The 15,636-nt window shown below is 53.8% G+C and carries 14 protein-coding genes; 4 read left to right on the top strand and 10 right to left on the bottom strand.

Annotation, left to right across the window (positions count from 1 at the left end):
• Window positions 1–36 precede the first annotated feature (36 nt).
• Window positions 37–777: a DUF6503 family protein gene (locus tag CA832_RS09460; RefSeq protein ID WP_088341325.1), complete on the top strand. Its 741-nt coding sequence runs from the start codon at window positions 37–39 to the stop codon at window positions 775–777.
• Here CA832_RS09460 and CA832_RS09455 read toward each other — a convergent pair.
• A complete protein-coding gene (locus tag CA832_RS09455; RefSeq protein ID WP_088341324.1) occupies window positions 755–1,300 on the bottom strand; it encodes a SixA phosphatase family protein in 546 nt (181 codons plus the stop codon). The genes CA832_RS09460 and CA832_RS09455 overlap by 23 nt on opposite strands.
• Window positions 1,301–1,398: 98 nt before the next feature.
• On the opposite strand from CA832_RS09455, the gene CA832_RS09450 reads away from it, so the two are divergent.
• Window positions 1,399–2,832 (top strand): PorP/SprF family type IX secretion system membrane protein, encoded by a 1,434-nt coding sequence (locus CA832_RS09450; protein WP_088341323.1) that lies wholly within the window; start codon window positions 1,399–1,401, stop codon window positions 2,830–2,832.
• A gap of 57 nt (window positions 2,833–2,889) precedes the next feature.
• Here the strand turns inward: CA832_RS09450 and CA832_RS09445 are convergent, their stop codons facing one another.
• Complete coding sequence (locus tag CA832_RS09445) at window positions 2,890–3,489, bottom strand: TetR/AcrR family transcriptional regulator (protein WP_088341322.1); 600 nt, start codon at window positions 3,487–3,489, stop codon at window positions 2,890–2,892.
• Between the two features lie 107 nt (window positions 3,490–3,596).
• The gene (gene clpB / locus CA832_RS09440) at window positions 3,597–6,197 is read right to left on the bottom strand and encodes an ATP-dependent chaperone ClpB (RefSeq protein WP_088341321.1); all 2,601 of its coding nucleotides are present in this window, start codon (window positions 6,195–6,197) and stop codon (window positions 3,597–3,599) included.
• 105 nt (window positions 6,198–6,302) lie between these two features.
• Here clpB and ytxJ point away from each other — a divergent pair, with 105 nt between their 5' ends.
• Complete coding sequence (gene ytxJ / locus CA832_RS09435; protein WP_158211912.1) at window positions 6,303–6,701, top strand: bacillithiol system redox-active protein YtxJ; 399 nt, start codon at window positions 6,303–6,305, stop codon at window positions 6,699–6,701.
• Between the two features lie 48 nt (window positions 6,702–6,749).
• On the opposite strand, the gene CA832_RS09430 is transcribed toward ytxJ, so the two are convergent.
• Together CA832_RS09430 and fahA are read right to left on the bottom strand one after the other, a co-directional pair.
• The gene (locus CA832_RS09430) at window positions 6,750–7,937 is read right to left on the bottom strand and encodes a hypothetical protein (protein ID WP_088341319.1); all 1,188 of its coding nucleotides are present in this window, start codon (window positions 7,935–7,937) and stop codon (window positions 6,750–6,752) included.
• A 124-nt stretch (window positions 7,938–8,061) separates the two neighbouring features.
• Window positions 8,062–9,342, bottom strand: a complete 1,281-nt coding sequence (fahA, locus tag CA832_RS09425) for a fumarylacetoacetase (protein WP_088341318.1) — start codon at window positions 9,340–9,342, stop codon at window positions 8,062–8,064.
• 191 nt (window positions 9,343–9,533) lie between these two features.
• Between fahA and glyA the strand changes: the two genes are divergently transcribed.
• The gene (gene glyA / locus CA832_RS09420) at window positions 9,534–10,808 is read left to right on the top strand and encodes a serine hydroxymethyltransferase (protein WP_088341317.1); all 1,275 of its coding nucleotides are present in this window, start codon (window positions 9,534–9,536) and stop codon (window positions 10,806–10,808) included.
• A gap of 3 nt (window positions 10,809–10,811) precedes the next feature.
• Here glyA and CA832_RS09415 read toward each other — a convergent pair whose 3' ends face one another.
• The 5 genes from CA832_RS09415 to CA832_RS09395 form a co-directional block, all read right to left on the bottom strand.
• Complete coding sequence (locus CA832_RS09415) at window positions 10,812–11,477, bottom strand: hypothetical protein (protein WP_088341316.1); 666 nt, start codon at window positions 11,475–11,477, stop codon at window positions 10,812–10,814.
• A gap of 133 nt (window positions 11,478–11,610) precedes the next feature.
• Entirely contained in the window at window positions 11,611–12,288 is a 678-nt protein-coding gene (locus tag CA832_RS09410; RefSeq protein WP_317042278.1) for a response regulator, read from the bottom strand.
• 19 nt (window positions 12,289–12,307) lie between these two features.
• The gene (locus tag CA832_RS09405; RefSeq protein ID WP_158211911.1) at window positions 12,308–14,380 is read right to left on the bottom strand and encodes a tetratricopeptide repeat-containing sensor histidine kinase; all 2,073 of its coding nucleotides are present in this window, start codon (window positions 14,378–14,380) and stop codon (window positions 12,308–12,310) included.
• Between the two features lie 77 nt (window positions 14,381–14,457).
• Window positions 14,458–14,637 carry a hypothetical protein gene (locus tag CA832_RS09400; protein ID WP_143542365.1) on the bottom strand — a complete coding sequence of 60 codons (180 nt, stop codon included), beginning with the start codon at window positions 14,635–14,637 and terminating at the stop codon, window positions 14,458–14,460.
• A 184-nt stretch (window positions 14,638–14,821) separates the two neighbouring features.
• Window positions 14,822–15,553 carry a LytR/AlgR family response regulator transcription factor gene (locus tag CA832_RS09395; RefSeq protein ID WP_088341313.1) on the bottom strand — a complete coding sequence of 244 codons (732 nt, stop codon included), beginning with the start codon at window positions 15,551–15,553 and terminating at the stop codon, window positions 14,822–14,824.
• Between the last annotated feature and the right edge of the window lie 83 nt (window positions 15,554–15,636).

Here is a 15,636-nt window from a genome sequence, read left to right as displayed (position 1 = left end):
AACCGTTCATTCCATATGCGTCATACCCTAACTTTTTTGTCTGTAACTCTTTTTTTATTCGCCCTTGCCGGCTGTTCCGAAAAACCGTCCAAACCCCTGACGGCCGACCAGGTGGTAACCCGCGCCATCGATTCCTCCGGAGGGGACTTGTACCGTACCAGCGAGGTCTCCTTTGTTTTCCGGGACAGGGAATACCGCTACTACCGGGATGGTGGGCAACGGGTATATGAACGACTCACCCAGACGGATTCCGGCCTGGTGCGCGATATCCTTCATGGTGGGAACTTCCGTCGGGAGGTTGCGGATCGGGAAGTGCCACTGCCGGACAGCCTGCAACTGGCTTATGGGAATTCAGTAAACTCGGTCCATTATTTTGCCTACCTCCCATTCGGCCTCAATGACCCGGCCGTTAACCGGGAATTGCTTGGGGAGTCCGAACTGGAAGGGGAACGTTATTATAAAGTACGGGTGACCTTCGACAGCGAAGGTGGTGGTACCGATTTCGATGACGTTTTTGTCTATTGGTTCAACACCCGTACCCACCTGCCGGACTACCTGGCATATGCCTACCATACCAACGGAGGGGGGCTGCGATTCCGGAAAGCCTATAACCCACGGGTAGTGGGGGGAATCCGGTTCCAGGATTACATCAACTACAAAGCAGACAAGGAAGCCTCCGTGGAGGCGCTGGACAGCCTCTTCCTGGCAGGGAAGCTGGAGGAACTCTCCCGGGTGGAACTCAAGGATATCCGGGTTACTCCGGGCAGTTACAATTAAAATACAGGCGGGTAGCCGTAGCCTGGTTCCCGATCACGGTCACGAGGAACAGACTCCCGTTGTCCGTATCGTCCATAGCAGGGTACTTCTCCTCGCCAACCATGCGGTTCACCAGCTCCGGGGTGGTGTTGCTGTGGCCAACGACCAGGACGTTTTTACCCAGATTATCGGCCTTGAATTGGGCAATATCCAGGGTGGCAGGGTCGTAATACTGGACCGTGATATCCTGTTTGACCGCCGCCGGTGCTGCCGTCATGGCCGTGCGTTCATAGTCGGTGGTATAAATCGCATCCAGACCGGCTGGTTGTAGGATCTCCGCCCAGTGCATAGCCCTCCCAAGCCCTTTTTGGTTGAGTTCCGGGTCCGGGTTGTCCGGGTTGGTCCGGTCTTTTTCCGCATGACGGATGAAATAAAAGGTAGACACTTCCTGGGTTGCCGTCACCACGCGATCCACGGGTTCTTCTTTGCAGGAGGACAGAAAGAGCAAAGCAATTCCTAGGATTGCTGTCTGAAAAGTTTTCATAATGGTGCGATTTATGTAAATTTGACTCCTTTTCGCCTTAACTAAAACAGCCTTTGAGCAAATATAGTATATAGGCGTCGTTATAAGGGGGACACACTATGGGAAAAAGACTCGGGGCCTTTTTGCTCTTTTTGGCTACAGCCGTTCTGCATGCCCAGGATGCGCTCCTGCCGCCCGACCTGAGGCAGCAAAACCTGCAATACATCAATGCCAGCCTGATGAACCCCGTTTTCAGCCTGGACCAGGAAAGCCCCCACCGTATTGGGTTCTGGTCCCGCTGGCAGTGGCAAACCATCGATGCAGACCCCACCACTATTTTCCTGACCTATTCAGCCTCAAAAGAAACCGTGGCGTACGGTGGCGGGTTCTTCCAACACAATACCGGCGTTTATAAACAGACGGGAGGGGTGCTTAACTACGCCTTCGACATCCCGCTTTCTGACAAGGCCAGCATCTCATTTGGTGCCAACCTCTTTGGGTTTATGCAAGAGATTGCGGACAACCGGTTTTTTATCAATGAACCCATCCTGCCGTTTTCGGATGGGAGAGATGAGTTTATATTGCAACTGGCCCCGGCCATCCGGTTCAACTACGACCAGTTGGGGGTGGCAGTAACATCGGAGAACCTGTTCGACTTCAATATTACGCGTAGCGGTGCGGTTACCGAATCCAATGAGAAGATCCTTGCTGGGATGCTACACTATACCTTCGAGACGGGGGATGGGCAGTACCTGCGCCCCCTGGTTTATGCCAAGCGTATCCCGGGGTATGATACCCAATTTGGGTTGAATGCCCTTTGGATGGGCTCCCGGTACTGGATTCAAGGTGGTTACAACAGCTTTTATGGGGCCTCTGCCGGCTTGGGTGGGGTTTTCTTTGGCCGCCTGAGCCTCGGCGGGATGCTGGAGTTTGCCTCCTCCAACAGCCCGGAAGATGAGTCCCTTACCTACGGTTTGGTAGCTTCCTATGATATGGGCAAGGCAGACAAACGCAAAAAGGTGGTTGGTTTCGATATCGAGGAAGACTTGCAGGCTGAGGCAGCGATGGATCAGGCCAGGCGGGAAGCTGAGATGGAAGCGGGCCGGAGGGATTCCCTGCAGGCTGCCGAGGCAGCGCGCCAACTGGCTGAACAACGCACCCGGGATTCCCTTGCGCAGGTCGCGCGGGCAGCTGAATTGGCGGATGCAGAGCGCAAACGGGATTCTATTGCCCGGGCAGAGGCCGCCTTGGCACTGAAGGAAGAGGTGAAACCCAGGGAAGGGGAGCGGTATCAGGAAGTGGTCGCGGAAGACGGACTCCAGCCCGGATTCTACCTCATTGCCAACGTCTTTGGCACCAAAAGGTACTACGAGGCCTTTATGAAGAACCTGGCGGACCAGGGGCTGCAACCCAAATCCTTCTACCGGGAGGCGAATTCCTTCAATTACGTGTACCTGGAGCGGTACGACTCCATAGAAGCGGCGCGCCGGGCCCGGGACAGCCGTTTTGGCGGGCGTTATACGGGAGAACTATGGATCTTCCGGGTTAAGTAATCTAAAACTTGTTCTGAGGATGTTGCACGACCCCGGCCAGGATGCCCGGCGTTCTGCCTATGCGGGCTTTAACTCCCGGCTAAGGAGGAGTTCCAGGTAACTGACCGTGTTGTGGAGGTACTTCCGGTCTGCTGTAAGGGTAGCCATGGATACGGCACCCATAATCATGGTAAAGAGTTGACGCGCAAAGGGCAGGGGAGGCACAGATAGCCGGAATTCCCCGGCTTTTATCCCTTCTTCCAGCACCAGGGCAAACTTCCCTTCCACGTGCTGGCCGGTTTCCCGTGCAGCGGCCGCGAGCTTTCTGTGATTGAATTGGGCATCTACCCCGACATTCAGGATGGGGCAGCCCCCCATATCATGGGTGAACTGGTCGTAGTGCCGGTAAAAATCCATTAGGGCTTCAAGGCGTTCCCGTGCACTTCCTTCGGATTGCACCACTGCATCGAGCCCTTCCAGGAGCCGGTTGCTGTTGTGTTGGAAAGCGGCGAGGGCCAAAGCCTCCTTGTTCTCGAAATTTCCGTAGAGCGCCCCCTTGGTTAAGCCGGTAGCTTCGGTGAGGTCGCTCATGCTGGTACCCACATAGCCCTGTCTGTTGAAGATAGGCGCAACCGTCTCGATAATAAATGCGGTAGTCCTTTCGGCTTTGGTGGTCATTCAGGGGTAATTTGTTACGAATATATGAATTGATACGGAAAGGTATATGAGGCCGGGGCAAAATAAAACCCCCCGGTATGGAACCGGGGGGCTTTCAGCCTGTGGTTTTATTCTACCAACTCGTCCTGGTTTCGGAACACCAGGGCGTCGTCGAAGCTGTCTATCAGTACGGCGCTGTCTGCTTTAATGGTACCCTTGAGCAGCTCTTTAGAAAGCCGGTTGAGCACCTCCCGCTGGATGGTCCTTTTGATGGGCCTGGCCCCGTATTGGGGGTCGAAGCCTTTTTCCGCCAGATAGGCAATGGCCTCCTCGGTGGCATCGATGCTGATGTGCTGGCGGTCCAGCATGCGGCGCAACTGCTCCAGTTGCAGCCGGACTACCTGCCGGATGTCTTCCCGGTTGAGCGGGGTGAACATGATGATGTCGTCTATCCGGTTCAGGAATTCTGGGCGAATGGTTTTGCGCAATAACCCCAGCACCTCTACCCGAGCGGCTTCCGTGGCGCTGTACAGGTCTGCATTACCCTCGAATTTCTCCTGGATAATATGGCTTCCCATATTGCTTGTCATGATGATGATGGTGTTCTTGAAGTCCGCCACACGACCCTTGTTATCCGTCAGGCGGCCTTCGTCCAGGACCTGAAGCAGGATGTTAAAGGTGTCCGGGTGGGCCTTCTCGATCTCATCGAGCAGGATCACACTATACGGCCTGCGGCGCACGGCTTCTGTAAGTTGTCCGCCCTCGTCGTACCCCACGTATCCGGGGGGTGCCCCCACCAGCCGGCTTACTGCATGCCGCTCCTGGTATTCGCTCATGTCTATGCGGGTCAGGGCGTTTTCATCGTCAAACAGGTATTCCGCCAGGGTTTTGGCCAGCTCGGTCTTACCTACCCCGGTGGTCCCCAGAAAGAGGAAGGAACCAATGGGGCGCTTGCTGTCCTGCAGGCCGGCACGGCTGCGCCGGATGGCGTCGGATACGGCCTGAATGGCTTCGTCCTGCCCCACGACCCTTTTATGGAGGACATCCTCCAGCTTCAGTAATTTGTCGCGCTCGCTCTGCAGCATTTTCTGTACCGGAATACCGGTCCATTTGGCCACTACCTCGGCAATATCCTCCTGGGTTACCTCCTCCTTGATAAGGGTTCCCCCGGCCTGCTGGGCCTCCATTTCCTCCTGCAGGGTTTCCAGGCGGGCCTGGGCTTCCTTGATTTTGCCATACCGCAATTCGGCTACCCTGCCGTAATCGCCATTGCGCTCGGCCCTTTCGGCCTCGGCCTTGAAGGCTTCTATTTCGAGCATGGTTTTCTGGATGGTATCCACCACCTGCCGCTCGCTTTCCCACTGGGCAAAGAGCTCATTGCGTTCTTCCTTCAGGTTGGCCACCTCTATGTTAAGCGCCTTGAGCTTGTCGGTGTCATTCTCCCGTTTGATGGCCTCTATTTCGATCTCCAGCTGCATGATCCGGCGGTCCAGGGCATCGAGCTCCTCCGGCTTGGAGTTTATTTCCATCCGGAGCTTGGATGCTGCCTCGTCCATCAGGTCAATGGCCTTGTCCGGCAGGAAGCGGTTGGTGATATACCGCTGGGAGAGTTCCACAGCTGCAATAACCGCCTCGTCCCGGATACGGACCTTGTGATGCGTTTCGTATTTCTCCTTGATACCCCTGAGGATGGAAATGGCGCTTTCCGTATCGGGTTCGCTGACGGTTACCTTCTGGAAGCGGCGCTCAAGGGCTTTATCTTTCTCAAAGTATTTCTGGTACTCGTCCAGGGTGGTAGCCCCTATAGCGCGGAGCTCGCCCCGTGCCAGCGCAGGTTTGAGGATGTTGGCGGCGTCCATCGCCCCTTGTCCGCCCCCGGCGCCTACCAGGGTGTGGATTTCGTCAATAAACAGGATAATATTCCCGTCAGAGCCGGTCACTTCCTTGATTACGGATTTGAGCCGCTCCTCGAATTCGCCTTTGTACTTGGCCCCTGCAATCAGGGCGCCCATGTCCAGGGAATACAGGGTCTTGTCCTTGAGGTTTTCCGGGACATCTCCCTGAACGATACGGTGGGCCAGACCCTCGGCAATGGCTGTTTTCCCTGTGCCGGGCTCCCCTACAAGCATCGGGTTGTTTTTGGTCCGGCGTGAGAGGATCTGCAAGACGCGGCGGATCTCATCGTCCCGGCCAATAACCGGGTCCAGTTTACCCTGGTCCGCCAGGGCGTTGAGGTTGCGGGCGTATTTTTCAAGGGCGTTGTAAGTTTCTTCCGCGCTTTGGGAAGTAACCTTACCACCTTTTCGGAGCGCGTCAATGGCTGCGCGAAGGTCTTTTTCGGTTACCCCCTGGTCCTTCAGCATCCGGCCGATACGCGAACCGGAGGCCAGGATGGCCAGCAGCAGGTGCTCCACCGATACAAATTCGTCCTCCATTTTCTTGGCAATACCGGATGCGGCATTCAGGGTGCGCCCTGCTTCAGGGGAGAACATGAGGTCACCGCCGGATACCTTGGGGAAGGACTCCAGTTCTTTTTCCAGCATTTGCTGCAACAGGCCTGTATTTACCTGAAGTTTCTTAAGCAGGAAGGGCAACACGTTTTCATCCACCTCGGAAATGGCCTTAAACAGGTGTTCGTTTTCAACCTGTTGGTGACCCGATTCCTGGGCAATTTGCTGTGCCCTTCCGATGGCTTCCTGGGATTTTATGGTAAAATTATTTATGTTCATGGTCGTCAATTACTACGTTCGCGAATTACAGGTCAAGAATCTTACCAAGGCACTTTACCTGTCATTATGGCGCGCAAAACCAACTTATAACAGACAATTCGACAGGTGGTAAAAGGGCTTTTTAACGCATTTGGAAGACGGGGGAGCGAGACATCCGGCCAGGGCCGGGAAGGTATTCCCTGGCAACCGCTGGTGGGGGAGGCCCAATGGGAGGGCTTGCTTCAACAGAGCCACAGTACCCCCCAGGTGATCTTCAAACACAGCAAACGCTGCGGTTTCAGCGCTATGGTGCTGCGTCGCTTCGAGGCCCGGTGGTCGGGTCTGGCCTATCCTGTGGGGTTTCATTTCCTGGATGTCATAGCGCACAGGGACCTGTCTAGCCATATTGCCCGGCACTTCGGGTTGCGTCACGAATCGCCTCAGGTTCTGGTTGTAGATAAGGGTAAACTCCTGGCATCGGCATCCCATGGGGCTGTTCCCGATCTCGCAATACCCCAGGAATAAAAAAACCCCGGCTACAGGCCGGGGTTGTAATTTTCATAGGTCTCGTAATCAGTTGAATTTCTGCCGGACCAGAATATTTTTCAGGCGGGCCTTAAGATCCTCCCCGGCATCGTAAACCATCTGCTCATCGGAAGGGAAAGGCACAGCTGCCAGGTCCAACAGGGCCACCAGGTCATTGTCCAGGGCGCGCCGGTCGCCATCGTAATTGGCGTAAACGTGCTCAAAGATAAACTGGCTGGCCAGGGGGTAATTGTTTACGGGCTGGCGGGTGCGAAGGTCCAAAAAATTTACCGTCCCATTGACGTGGGCTGTTTTTTGCTGGGTAAACTGGTAGAAGTTACACCGTACCGTACGGAACCGGTCCACTTCGATGGGGTTCCCAAGGCTGTCCTTAACCGTATTTCCCTCTTCGTCCAACAGGAGTTGTTTTCCATCTTTTATCTGGCGCTCCTTGATAATCTGACGTTCACTTACCTGCTCCGGGGAAATCACGATGTCCCGGAAAGCCACCTGCATTTCGTAATCGTAATCGACCTCGCTAACCGGATTGGTGTGGTATAGGGTCCACAGGTCGTCCAGGCCGTAGGTGTTGAAATTCAGCAATTCGCTTTCCAGGCGTTCCGGGATGATTTGCTGGGTATCGTTAACCACGCTCACTTTCACATAGTCGATACCCTTCTGGTGGGCTTCCTCCATGAGTTCGCGGGTATTGGCATAACCGGGGTTGATTTCCTCCAGGTAACGGAAATCGTCGAACGCCGCGCGGTAATCGAACTTGGTCTTGGCTGAGGCCAGGAGTGCATTGGCATTGTCATAGAGGTAGGCCGAAAGGGCATCCCTCGTTTCCAGGATATCGGCATCGTAATTGCCAAAACGGAAGCGGGCGTCCCGGTTTTCATCGTAAATGGGTAGCGGAAGCAAGGGGCGGATCCGGTTCTGGATGTCCTTTAACTGATTGTATTTTTTATAGATGGTCTCCAGCTTGGCCGGGTTGCCGTCCTGCTGCAAAAAGGCAATCTCCTGCAATTCCCGCTCGGTATACTTGTCGAATGCTTCTTCGAGCAGGACCACATAGGCCTGGTTTCCTTTTTTGGATTTGTTGTCTACCAGATTGTCTACCGCGCGGTAGATCGCCTGCTGGTAATTGCCTGTATTTACGGCTTCCTGTGTCTTTTTCACGCCTCCGCACGAAAAGGCAAGTGCGGCTGCAAATCCGTAGAGTAGTGCTTTTTTCATGATGGTTTTTTTAGGGGTTTGACAAAACCTTTCCAAGGGTCGTGCCAAAACCGGCCATCATTAGAACGCTTTTCGACTACATATCGTATAAAACCGCCGAAAAACAGGATCTTTCCAAAAGGCTTTACAGGGAAATCGCGGGCAGCAACCGAGTACGGACTTCCCCAAAGCCAATGCGGAGCCCGTCCTTCTTGCTGTAGCCTTTCAGCACCACGGTATCCCCATCTTCGATGAAGGTCCGGGTGCCCCCCCCGGGCAATTCCAGGGGCCTTTTACCCCCCCAGGCCAGTTCAAGCATAGAGCCGTAGGAATCCGGGGTTGGGCCGGAAATGGTCCCGCTGCCCATCATATCTCCGCTGTTTACCTTGCAGCCGTTGCTGGTATGATGGGCCAATTGCTGAGCCATGGTCCAGTACATGTATTTGAAGTTCGATCTCGATATGGTGGTCGGGTCGCCCTCCTCCGGGATGAGATCCACCTCGAGATTGATATCGAAACTCCCCGGGCCGGGCTGCCTCAGGTAGGGCAGGGGTTGGGGCTCCTGAGCCGGGCTGCTGGTCCGGAAAGGCTCCAGGGCTTCTAGGGTTACAATCCATGGGGAAATAGAGGACGCAAAGCTCTTGGCAAGGAAGGGTCCAAGCGGTACGTATTCCCATTTCTGGATATCCCGTGCACTCCAGTCGTTAAAGAGAACCAGGCCAAAAATATAATCTTCGGCCTCCTCAATGGGAATGGGTTCCCCCATAGAGTTGGCATCTGTGGTGATAAAGGCCATTTCCAATTCGAAATCGACACGCCTGGAGGGCCCGAAAACCGGGCGGTCTGCACCCTGTGCTATGGTTTGGCCATTGGGGCGGCGTATAGGTGTTCCGCTGGGTATGATGGTGGAGCTCCTGCCATGGTAACCTACGGGGAGGTGCAACCAATTGGGCATAAGTGCGTTTTCAGGGTCCCGGAACATACTGCCCACATTGGTGGCATGCTCGCGGCTGCTGTAGAAATCCGTGTAGTCCCCGATATGCACGGGTAGCTGCATTTCAATTTCGTCCAGGTCAAAGAGGATGATACTGCGGTGCTCCGGGTTATCCCTCAATTCGGGGTTGGCGTTATCGAAAACTTCCGCGATCCGGTTCCGGACGGCCCTCCAGGTGTTTTTGCCATCGGATATAAAATCGTTCAGGCTGTCCTGCAGGAAGATATCGTCGGTTAAGGGGATGTTGCTGAAATACCCCAGCTGGTGCATGGCCCCCAGGTCTATGGCGGTGTCGCCAATCCGGGTACCGATGGTGATGATGTCGTCCCGGGTCAGGAATACCCCGAAGGGGATATTCTGGATGGGAAAATCGGAGTCAGCCGGGACATCGAGCCAGGAGGTACGGGTAGGGTCATTTGCAAAAATAGCCATAGGATATTGTTAATTTTCGTTTGATAAGTTCCCAATCAAAGATATCATAATATCTGGTTTAGAGCCCCCCAATTTGTACTTTTACCGCTTATTGCAATGGCCGCTCCCAAAGCCGCTTCCCCATCGGGTAACCGACGGGTCAAAGCGCCGTCAAGAGGCCTGGAACGTAAATCTTATATTCCCACAAACGCATGGAAAGAGACCAGCAACTCTTCGACCTGATCCAGGAAGAAAAACAGCGCCAGATTAATGGTATCGAGCTTATTGCCTCGGAAAACTTTACCAGCCCGCAGGTTATGGAGGCTTCCGGATCTGTCCTGACCAATAAATACGCCGAAGGGTACCCAGGAAAACGCTACTACGGCGGCTGCCAGGTGGTGGATAAGGTGGAGACCCTGGCCATTGAGCGGGCCAAGGCCCTTTTTGGGGCGGTATATGTAAACGTGCAGCCTCATAGCGGGTCCCAAGCCAATGCGGCCGTATACCAGGCTTGTTTGAAGCCCGGTGACACCATCCTGGGGTTCGACCTTTCCCATGGGGGGCACCTAACCCACGGGTCCCCGGTGAATTTCTCCGGCAAGCTCTACCGCCCTGTGTTTTACGGTGTAGACCGGGAAACCGGGCGCCTGGACTACGACAAGATTGCCGAAGTGGCCCTGGAGGAAAAACCCAAGCTGATCATTGCCGGGGCTTCAGCCTATTCCCGGGACATGGACTTTAAGCGTTTCCGGGAAATCGCGGATTCTGTAGGGGCCTTTCTCCTTGCGGACATTTCGCACCCGGCCGGTCTCATTGCCAAGGGAATCCTTTCGGACCCGGTCCCCCACTGCCATTTTGTGACCACGACCACCCACAAGACCCTGAGGGGGCCAAGGGGCGGGATGATCCTGATGGGTACTGATTTCGAGAACCCGTTCGGGCTGAAGCTGAAAAACGGTAATCTGCGCAGCATGTCTTCCCTGATAGACCTGGCGGTTTTCCCCGGGAACCAGGGCGGTCCTCTCGAACATATTATCGCCGCAAAGGCCGTGGCCTTTGGGGAAGCCCTGACCGATGACTTCTTGTATTACACCCTGCAGGTGCAGAAAAACGCCCAGGCCATGGCAGCCGCCTTTGTTGCCAGGGGCTACCATCTCATTTCCGGGGGTACGGATAACCATATGATGCTCATAGACCTGCGCAATAAGGATATTACCGGCAAGGATGCCGAAAAAGCCCTTGAGCGTGCAGATATTACGGCGAATAAGAACATGGTGCCCTTCGATGATAAATCTCCGTTTGTGACTTCCGGGATTCGCTTTGGTACAGCGGCCATTACAACACGAGGCCTCAAAGAAGGGGATATGGAGCAGGTGGTGGACCTGATTGACCGGGTAATCTCACAACCGGATTCCGAATCGGTGGCTGCAGCGGTACGCCAGGATGTCCGAGAGCTTATGGGTCACCGGCCTTTATTTACCGCCTGAGGCTTATTCCGGTAAGGCCTCCGTAGGGGAGATCAGGGAAATATCCCCGCGGATCCATTCTCCGGTAAGGCTGTCGTATACTTCGCCCTCTACAGCATCTTCGTAATAAAGGGCCCAAAAGCGGTAGGGGGAGCCTGCATCCGGCCATGTGGGTTGCCCGGCGTCCGACGCAAACGGGGCTACAGGGATATAGATTTCTTCCGGAGGCGTTTGCATCCCGTGGCTCAGGGCAATGTAGTGGCGGGATAACTGTTCCAGGATTATCGGGAGGACCGAATGCAGGGGTTGCAGTCCGGCGGGCTGGAGTACCAAGAGCATATCGGTAAATTCCAGGGTAATCTCCGAAATCTCAAAGGCTTCTTCATTTCGGGAATTGAGCTGTTCCATCAAGGCGGAGAGGCCCGTATTGAGGGAGGCGGGGGTGCAAGGAGTACTGGATACCCCCCAGGTTCCTTGTTTGAAATGGTAGAGTGCCTCTATAAATGGCAGGGGGCAGCGCAACTCCAGGATCAGTTGTCCTTTCCCGTTTACCGCATGGCTGAAACGCACCTCGGCAGCTGCAAAGAATTGTTTTTCCAGTCCGTTCTTAAAATCCGAAAGCCCGGAAATTATGGCTTTCTGGCTAATGGCGCAGGTGAGGTAATTAGAATTCTCCGGTCTCATCATCATTTCAATCGCTTAGGGGATACTTTTCCTCAAAGTAAAACTATTGAGAAATGCACGCACCGGGTTATAGAAAAACCATAAAGTTTATATGGTTTTTCTTCTAAAACCTTCAATTTAAACGAATTACATCACTTTTTTAGATAAAACCGCGGTTTCGGGCCTCGGAGATAAGGGCCTGGTCATTTTGTTTTTCAATACCGAAGAGGGATTTGATATGGCGCTTGCGGTTCTCGATACTCGGCAGTGAAAGGGAGATGTGGTTCACCATATCCTTGGTTTTGGTACCTATGGAAAGGTGGTAGAGGATCCGCTTATCGTTATCGTCCAGTTCAATCCTGTTGGCCATCTTTTTCCGGATGGCCATAAGGGCCTTTTGGGTGTAGTAGGGCGGGTTGTGCAGGACGGTTTCCACCATGGCGCGGAGCGATTCCTCGTCAATTTCCGTCTTCACCATATACCCGTCCGGGTCTACGCTTTGCATAATGCTGTTAATGCGGTAGTTGTCGCTGAAGGATGACATGAATACCACGCGGGCATCCGGGCAGATTTCCCGGGCCAGGATCCCCAGGTCCTCCCCGGATTTCACAGGTCCTTCCCGCCCGCTGGACAGCTGGATGTCCAGCAGGAAAATATGGTAGGGCAACCCCGTGACGGACTGCCGGATTTTAGTTTCGGCCTCCTCAAAGGACTTGGCGGTATCCATGTGGATCCGGTAGCCGTTGAAACTGTAATCTTCCAGGATAAACTTATATCCCAGGGTTGTCATCTCGTGGTCGTCCACGGCGAGGACCCTGATGGTTTGGATGTCTTCCATAAGACAGGTGTTTTCTGATTTATACTGCATGTACTCCTACTCCTTTTGCTGTCTTTTTCAGCGTACTATGGTACGGGATGTGGAAGAGGCACCGGGTGCCTTCTCCCGGGGCCGACTGGAGTTCCCACCGGCCATTTACTTTTTTGATCCGGGATTCGATGTTTTTCAGCCCGATCCCTTTCTTGCCCTTGCGCGAAGGGAAGCCAACCCCATCGTCCCGGATGCTCACCAGCAAGTCCTCTCCAGATATGTCGAGGATGACGTCTACCTGGCTTGCCCGGGCGTGTTTGGCGGTGTTCTGAAGGCATTCCTGTATGATCCGGTACAGGTTTATTTTGACTTCCCCGGACAGGCTGTCCCAGTCCACCTCCTTGTCGTATTCCAGGTTGCATTCCATCTGGGCCGATTGGCAGAAGGTCTGCACCAAATCCTCAATGGACAACATAAAGTTATGGAATTTCTGGTATGCGGCATCGCTGAGCTCGTGGGAAATGCCGCGGATTTCTTCCTGCAATTCCTTTAGTTTTTCCAGGGCATCGGCCCGCAGGCGCACGGAGTCCGGGTCATTTTTCCCATTGAGCCCCAACAGGACCATCCGTATCCCGTTCATGGCCCCCAGCACCCCGTCGTGGAGGTCTTCGGAAATCCGCTTTTGCACCTCGTGCTTGCCTTCCTCCACCTTTTCATTCTGGGAAAGCATGAGGTTAAAGATTTCCTGGTTGGCCTCCTGCTGTTGTTGCTGGAACCGCAGCTTCTGGTTGCGGACCTGTTGGGTAATGATGATCAGGACCGAGGCCCCCAGTAAGAGCACCCCCCCGGCCACCCCGATCCAGAGGGCCTGCTGCCGCGCCAGCTGGCGGTTCTGTTCAATGTACTGGTCGGTTTCCAGTTCTATCCGCGCAATTTTATTCCGGCTTAAACGCTCCACCAGCAAGATACTGTCCCGTATGTGGTCCAGCCTTTCGATATTTCCCGGAGCCATTCCCGGGTCGATTTTGGATTGCAGAATAAGGATGTCCTGCAGCCCATCGGTTTCCTGATACGCCTCTGCCATTTGCCGGGCCTGGCTGATGTAATGCAGGGCATTTGGGGTATCCCGCTGCTTCAGGGAGGTTTCGGCCAGGTAATAGTAGGTCCGGGGTAGCCTGTTCTCCATCCTTCCTGATTCCTGAATCCGTTTCAGCACCTGCTCCAGGGCAAATCGGGCTTCGCCGAGTTGTCCACGACCCAGATAAGAACGTCCGAGATTCATCCACGCCAAGGTCAATGTGATTTCTGTAGCCTGGACGCTATCCCTGAGAATAGTATTCAGGTATTCCATGGCTTTTCCATGATCTTCCTTTGAAATAAAGACAGAGGCCATGTTATTGTATATGCTCAGTATATTGCCATCACTCTCGGGGGTTTCACTAATGTAATCAATGGCTTTTTGCTGGTATTCCAGAGCATTGTCGTACAATTCGAGATTAGAGGAAATACTGCCCATGACGCGGTAGCAAGTGGCAATACTCAAGGTGGCATCCGGATGTTCGGATCTCTCGAACAGGTCTATGGCCTCCACCAGGGCACTTTCGGCGCCTACAAAATCCAGATTGAAGAATAGTGCCCGGGCCATGTTATACCGATTTATTCCTGCGGGATACAGCGAATCCATCCGCCTGAAAAGCTCGTAAGCGGTCTGGAATTGGGCAAAGGCGCTATCCCTTACGGATTTGCGGTAGTAATAGTCCCCCAATTCCTGATGCAGATAGGCTAGGGACAAGCTGTCTCCTCTTTGCCGAGTGGCCGCCAGGGCATTTTCCATAAGTTCCTTGTAAGCCTTTTCTGCCGGTAGGCTTTGAATGGCGTTTAACATGGCGATCACATTGTCCCGCTGCACGCTGTCGTCATTACTTTGCAGTAAGTACTGGCGTAGGGGCTCCAGTCCAACCAGTTTATTCTCCGGGTCCAGATCGGAATTCAGTACCTCCTCCATGCGCTCCTGCAGCTCTTGGGACTCGCTTAAGGCGTTGCTGCCGGCATCAGGGGTATTACAGGCCTGGGCAAGTACAAGCAGGATGGCCAGCAATCCAAAATCAACTCTTGGGTTCATCTTATGAGGCATAATACCCTGAAATAAAAAAAAAGCCCCGCGCAAAGCAAGGCTTATCTTCAGAATTTATCCAAAACCTAGTTACCTCCCATATCGATGTCGTCGCAGGTGGTACATTCAGAGTCCCCCATGTCGATGTCGTCGCAGGTGGTGCATTCGGAATCCCCCATATCAATATCGTCGCAGGTGGTGCATTCTGCTTCGTACAGCCCCTCTGCGCTAGCCGTGTCGGATTCGCAGGCGGTCAGTCCGAACATAAACATTCCAAGAGCCAATAGTGTCAGTCCTTTTTTCATAATCATATAGGTTAGAAGGGTTAAAAGTTTTTCTGTTCTCTACCGCCAAATTACAGGGATGAACGGCCCGTCGTATACGAAAAGACCTACAATTAGTATTCGGTGAGGTTTTGGAAGTATCCGGTGCAGATTTGCGAGAATCCGGTCAGGACCTGCCGCTGATAGATGCCTGGGTCAGGAGTTCTTTGAGGGCGTCCACATTGGGTTTATACCCGCGGGAGAAGGGGAGTTCGGCCTTTCCGAAGCGCAGGGTACAGCGGCTTTTGCCGTAATTGATGCGGGAAATGTAATCGCGGTTGAGGATAAAACTCTGGTGGATGCGCACAAAATTGCCGGGAAGCTGGTCTTCAAAACTCTTAAGGGTTTTAAAGGCACTCACGCAGGAGCCGTCCCTCAGGAAAAAGTCCGTGGCATTGTTGTCTGCCTTCAGGTACAGGATCTCATCGGTATTGAGGTAGTGGTAATCCTTGTAGGATTTCAGGCAAAGGGTAGGGGATTGCACCGGTTTGGCGTGCTGCTTCCGAAACTTGCCCAGGGTCTTGCGCATTTCCAATTCCGAAAAGGGTTGGATCCAGTAATCGAAAAACTGGTGTTTAAGGGCCTGGTAGGCGTGCTTTTCAGACGGGGCCACCCCGATGAACTGGGGTTGGGTGTCTGTGTACTGCCCCAATTCCCGTACCATTTCGAAGGCCGGGTTTGCCAGGGCCCCAAGGTTGACAAAGACCAGGTCTGTATTGAATTTCAGGATGCTGTTGAGTCCGCCCGAAGTGTCGAGTTCATGCCATACCGGGTTAAACCCCTCAAATTCCTCCAGGAAGTGCTGTAGCTGAAGGTATGAGGCGGCATCCGGGTCTATGATTCCGAAGGCGAACTCCACGTTTCGGTATTTGAGGACAAAATAGGGCTCCCATTAAAATAACCGTTATATAAAAACCATAGTTTTTGTAGGGTTTACACCGT

The organism is Robiginitalea sediminis, from assembly GCF_002198115.1.
GTDB classification, from domain to species: Bacteria; Bacteroidota; Bacteroidia; order Flavobacteriales; family Flavobacteriaceae; genus Robiginitalea; species Robiginitalea sediminis.
Note: the sequence above shows the minus strand (reverse complement) of the source record. Positions and strands in the feature narration are given on the sequence as shown.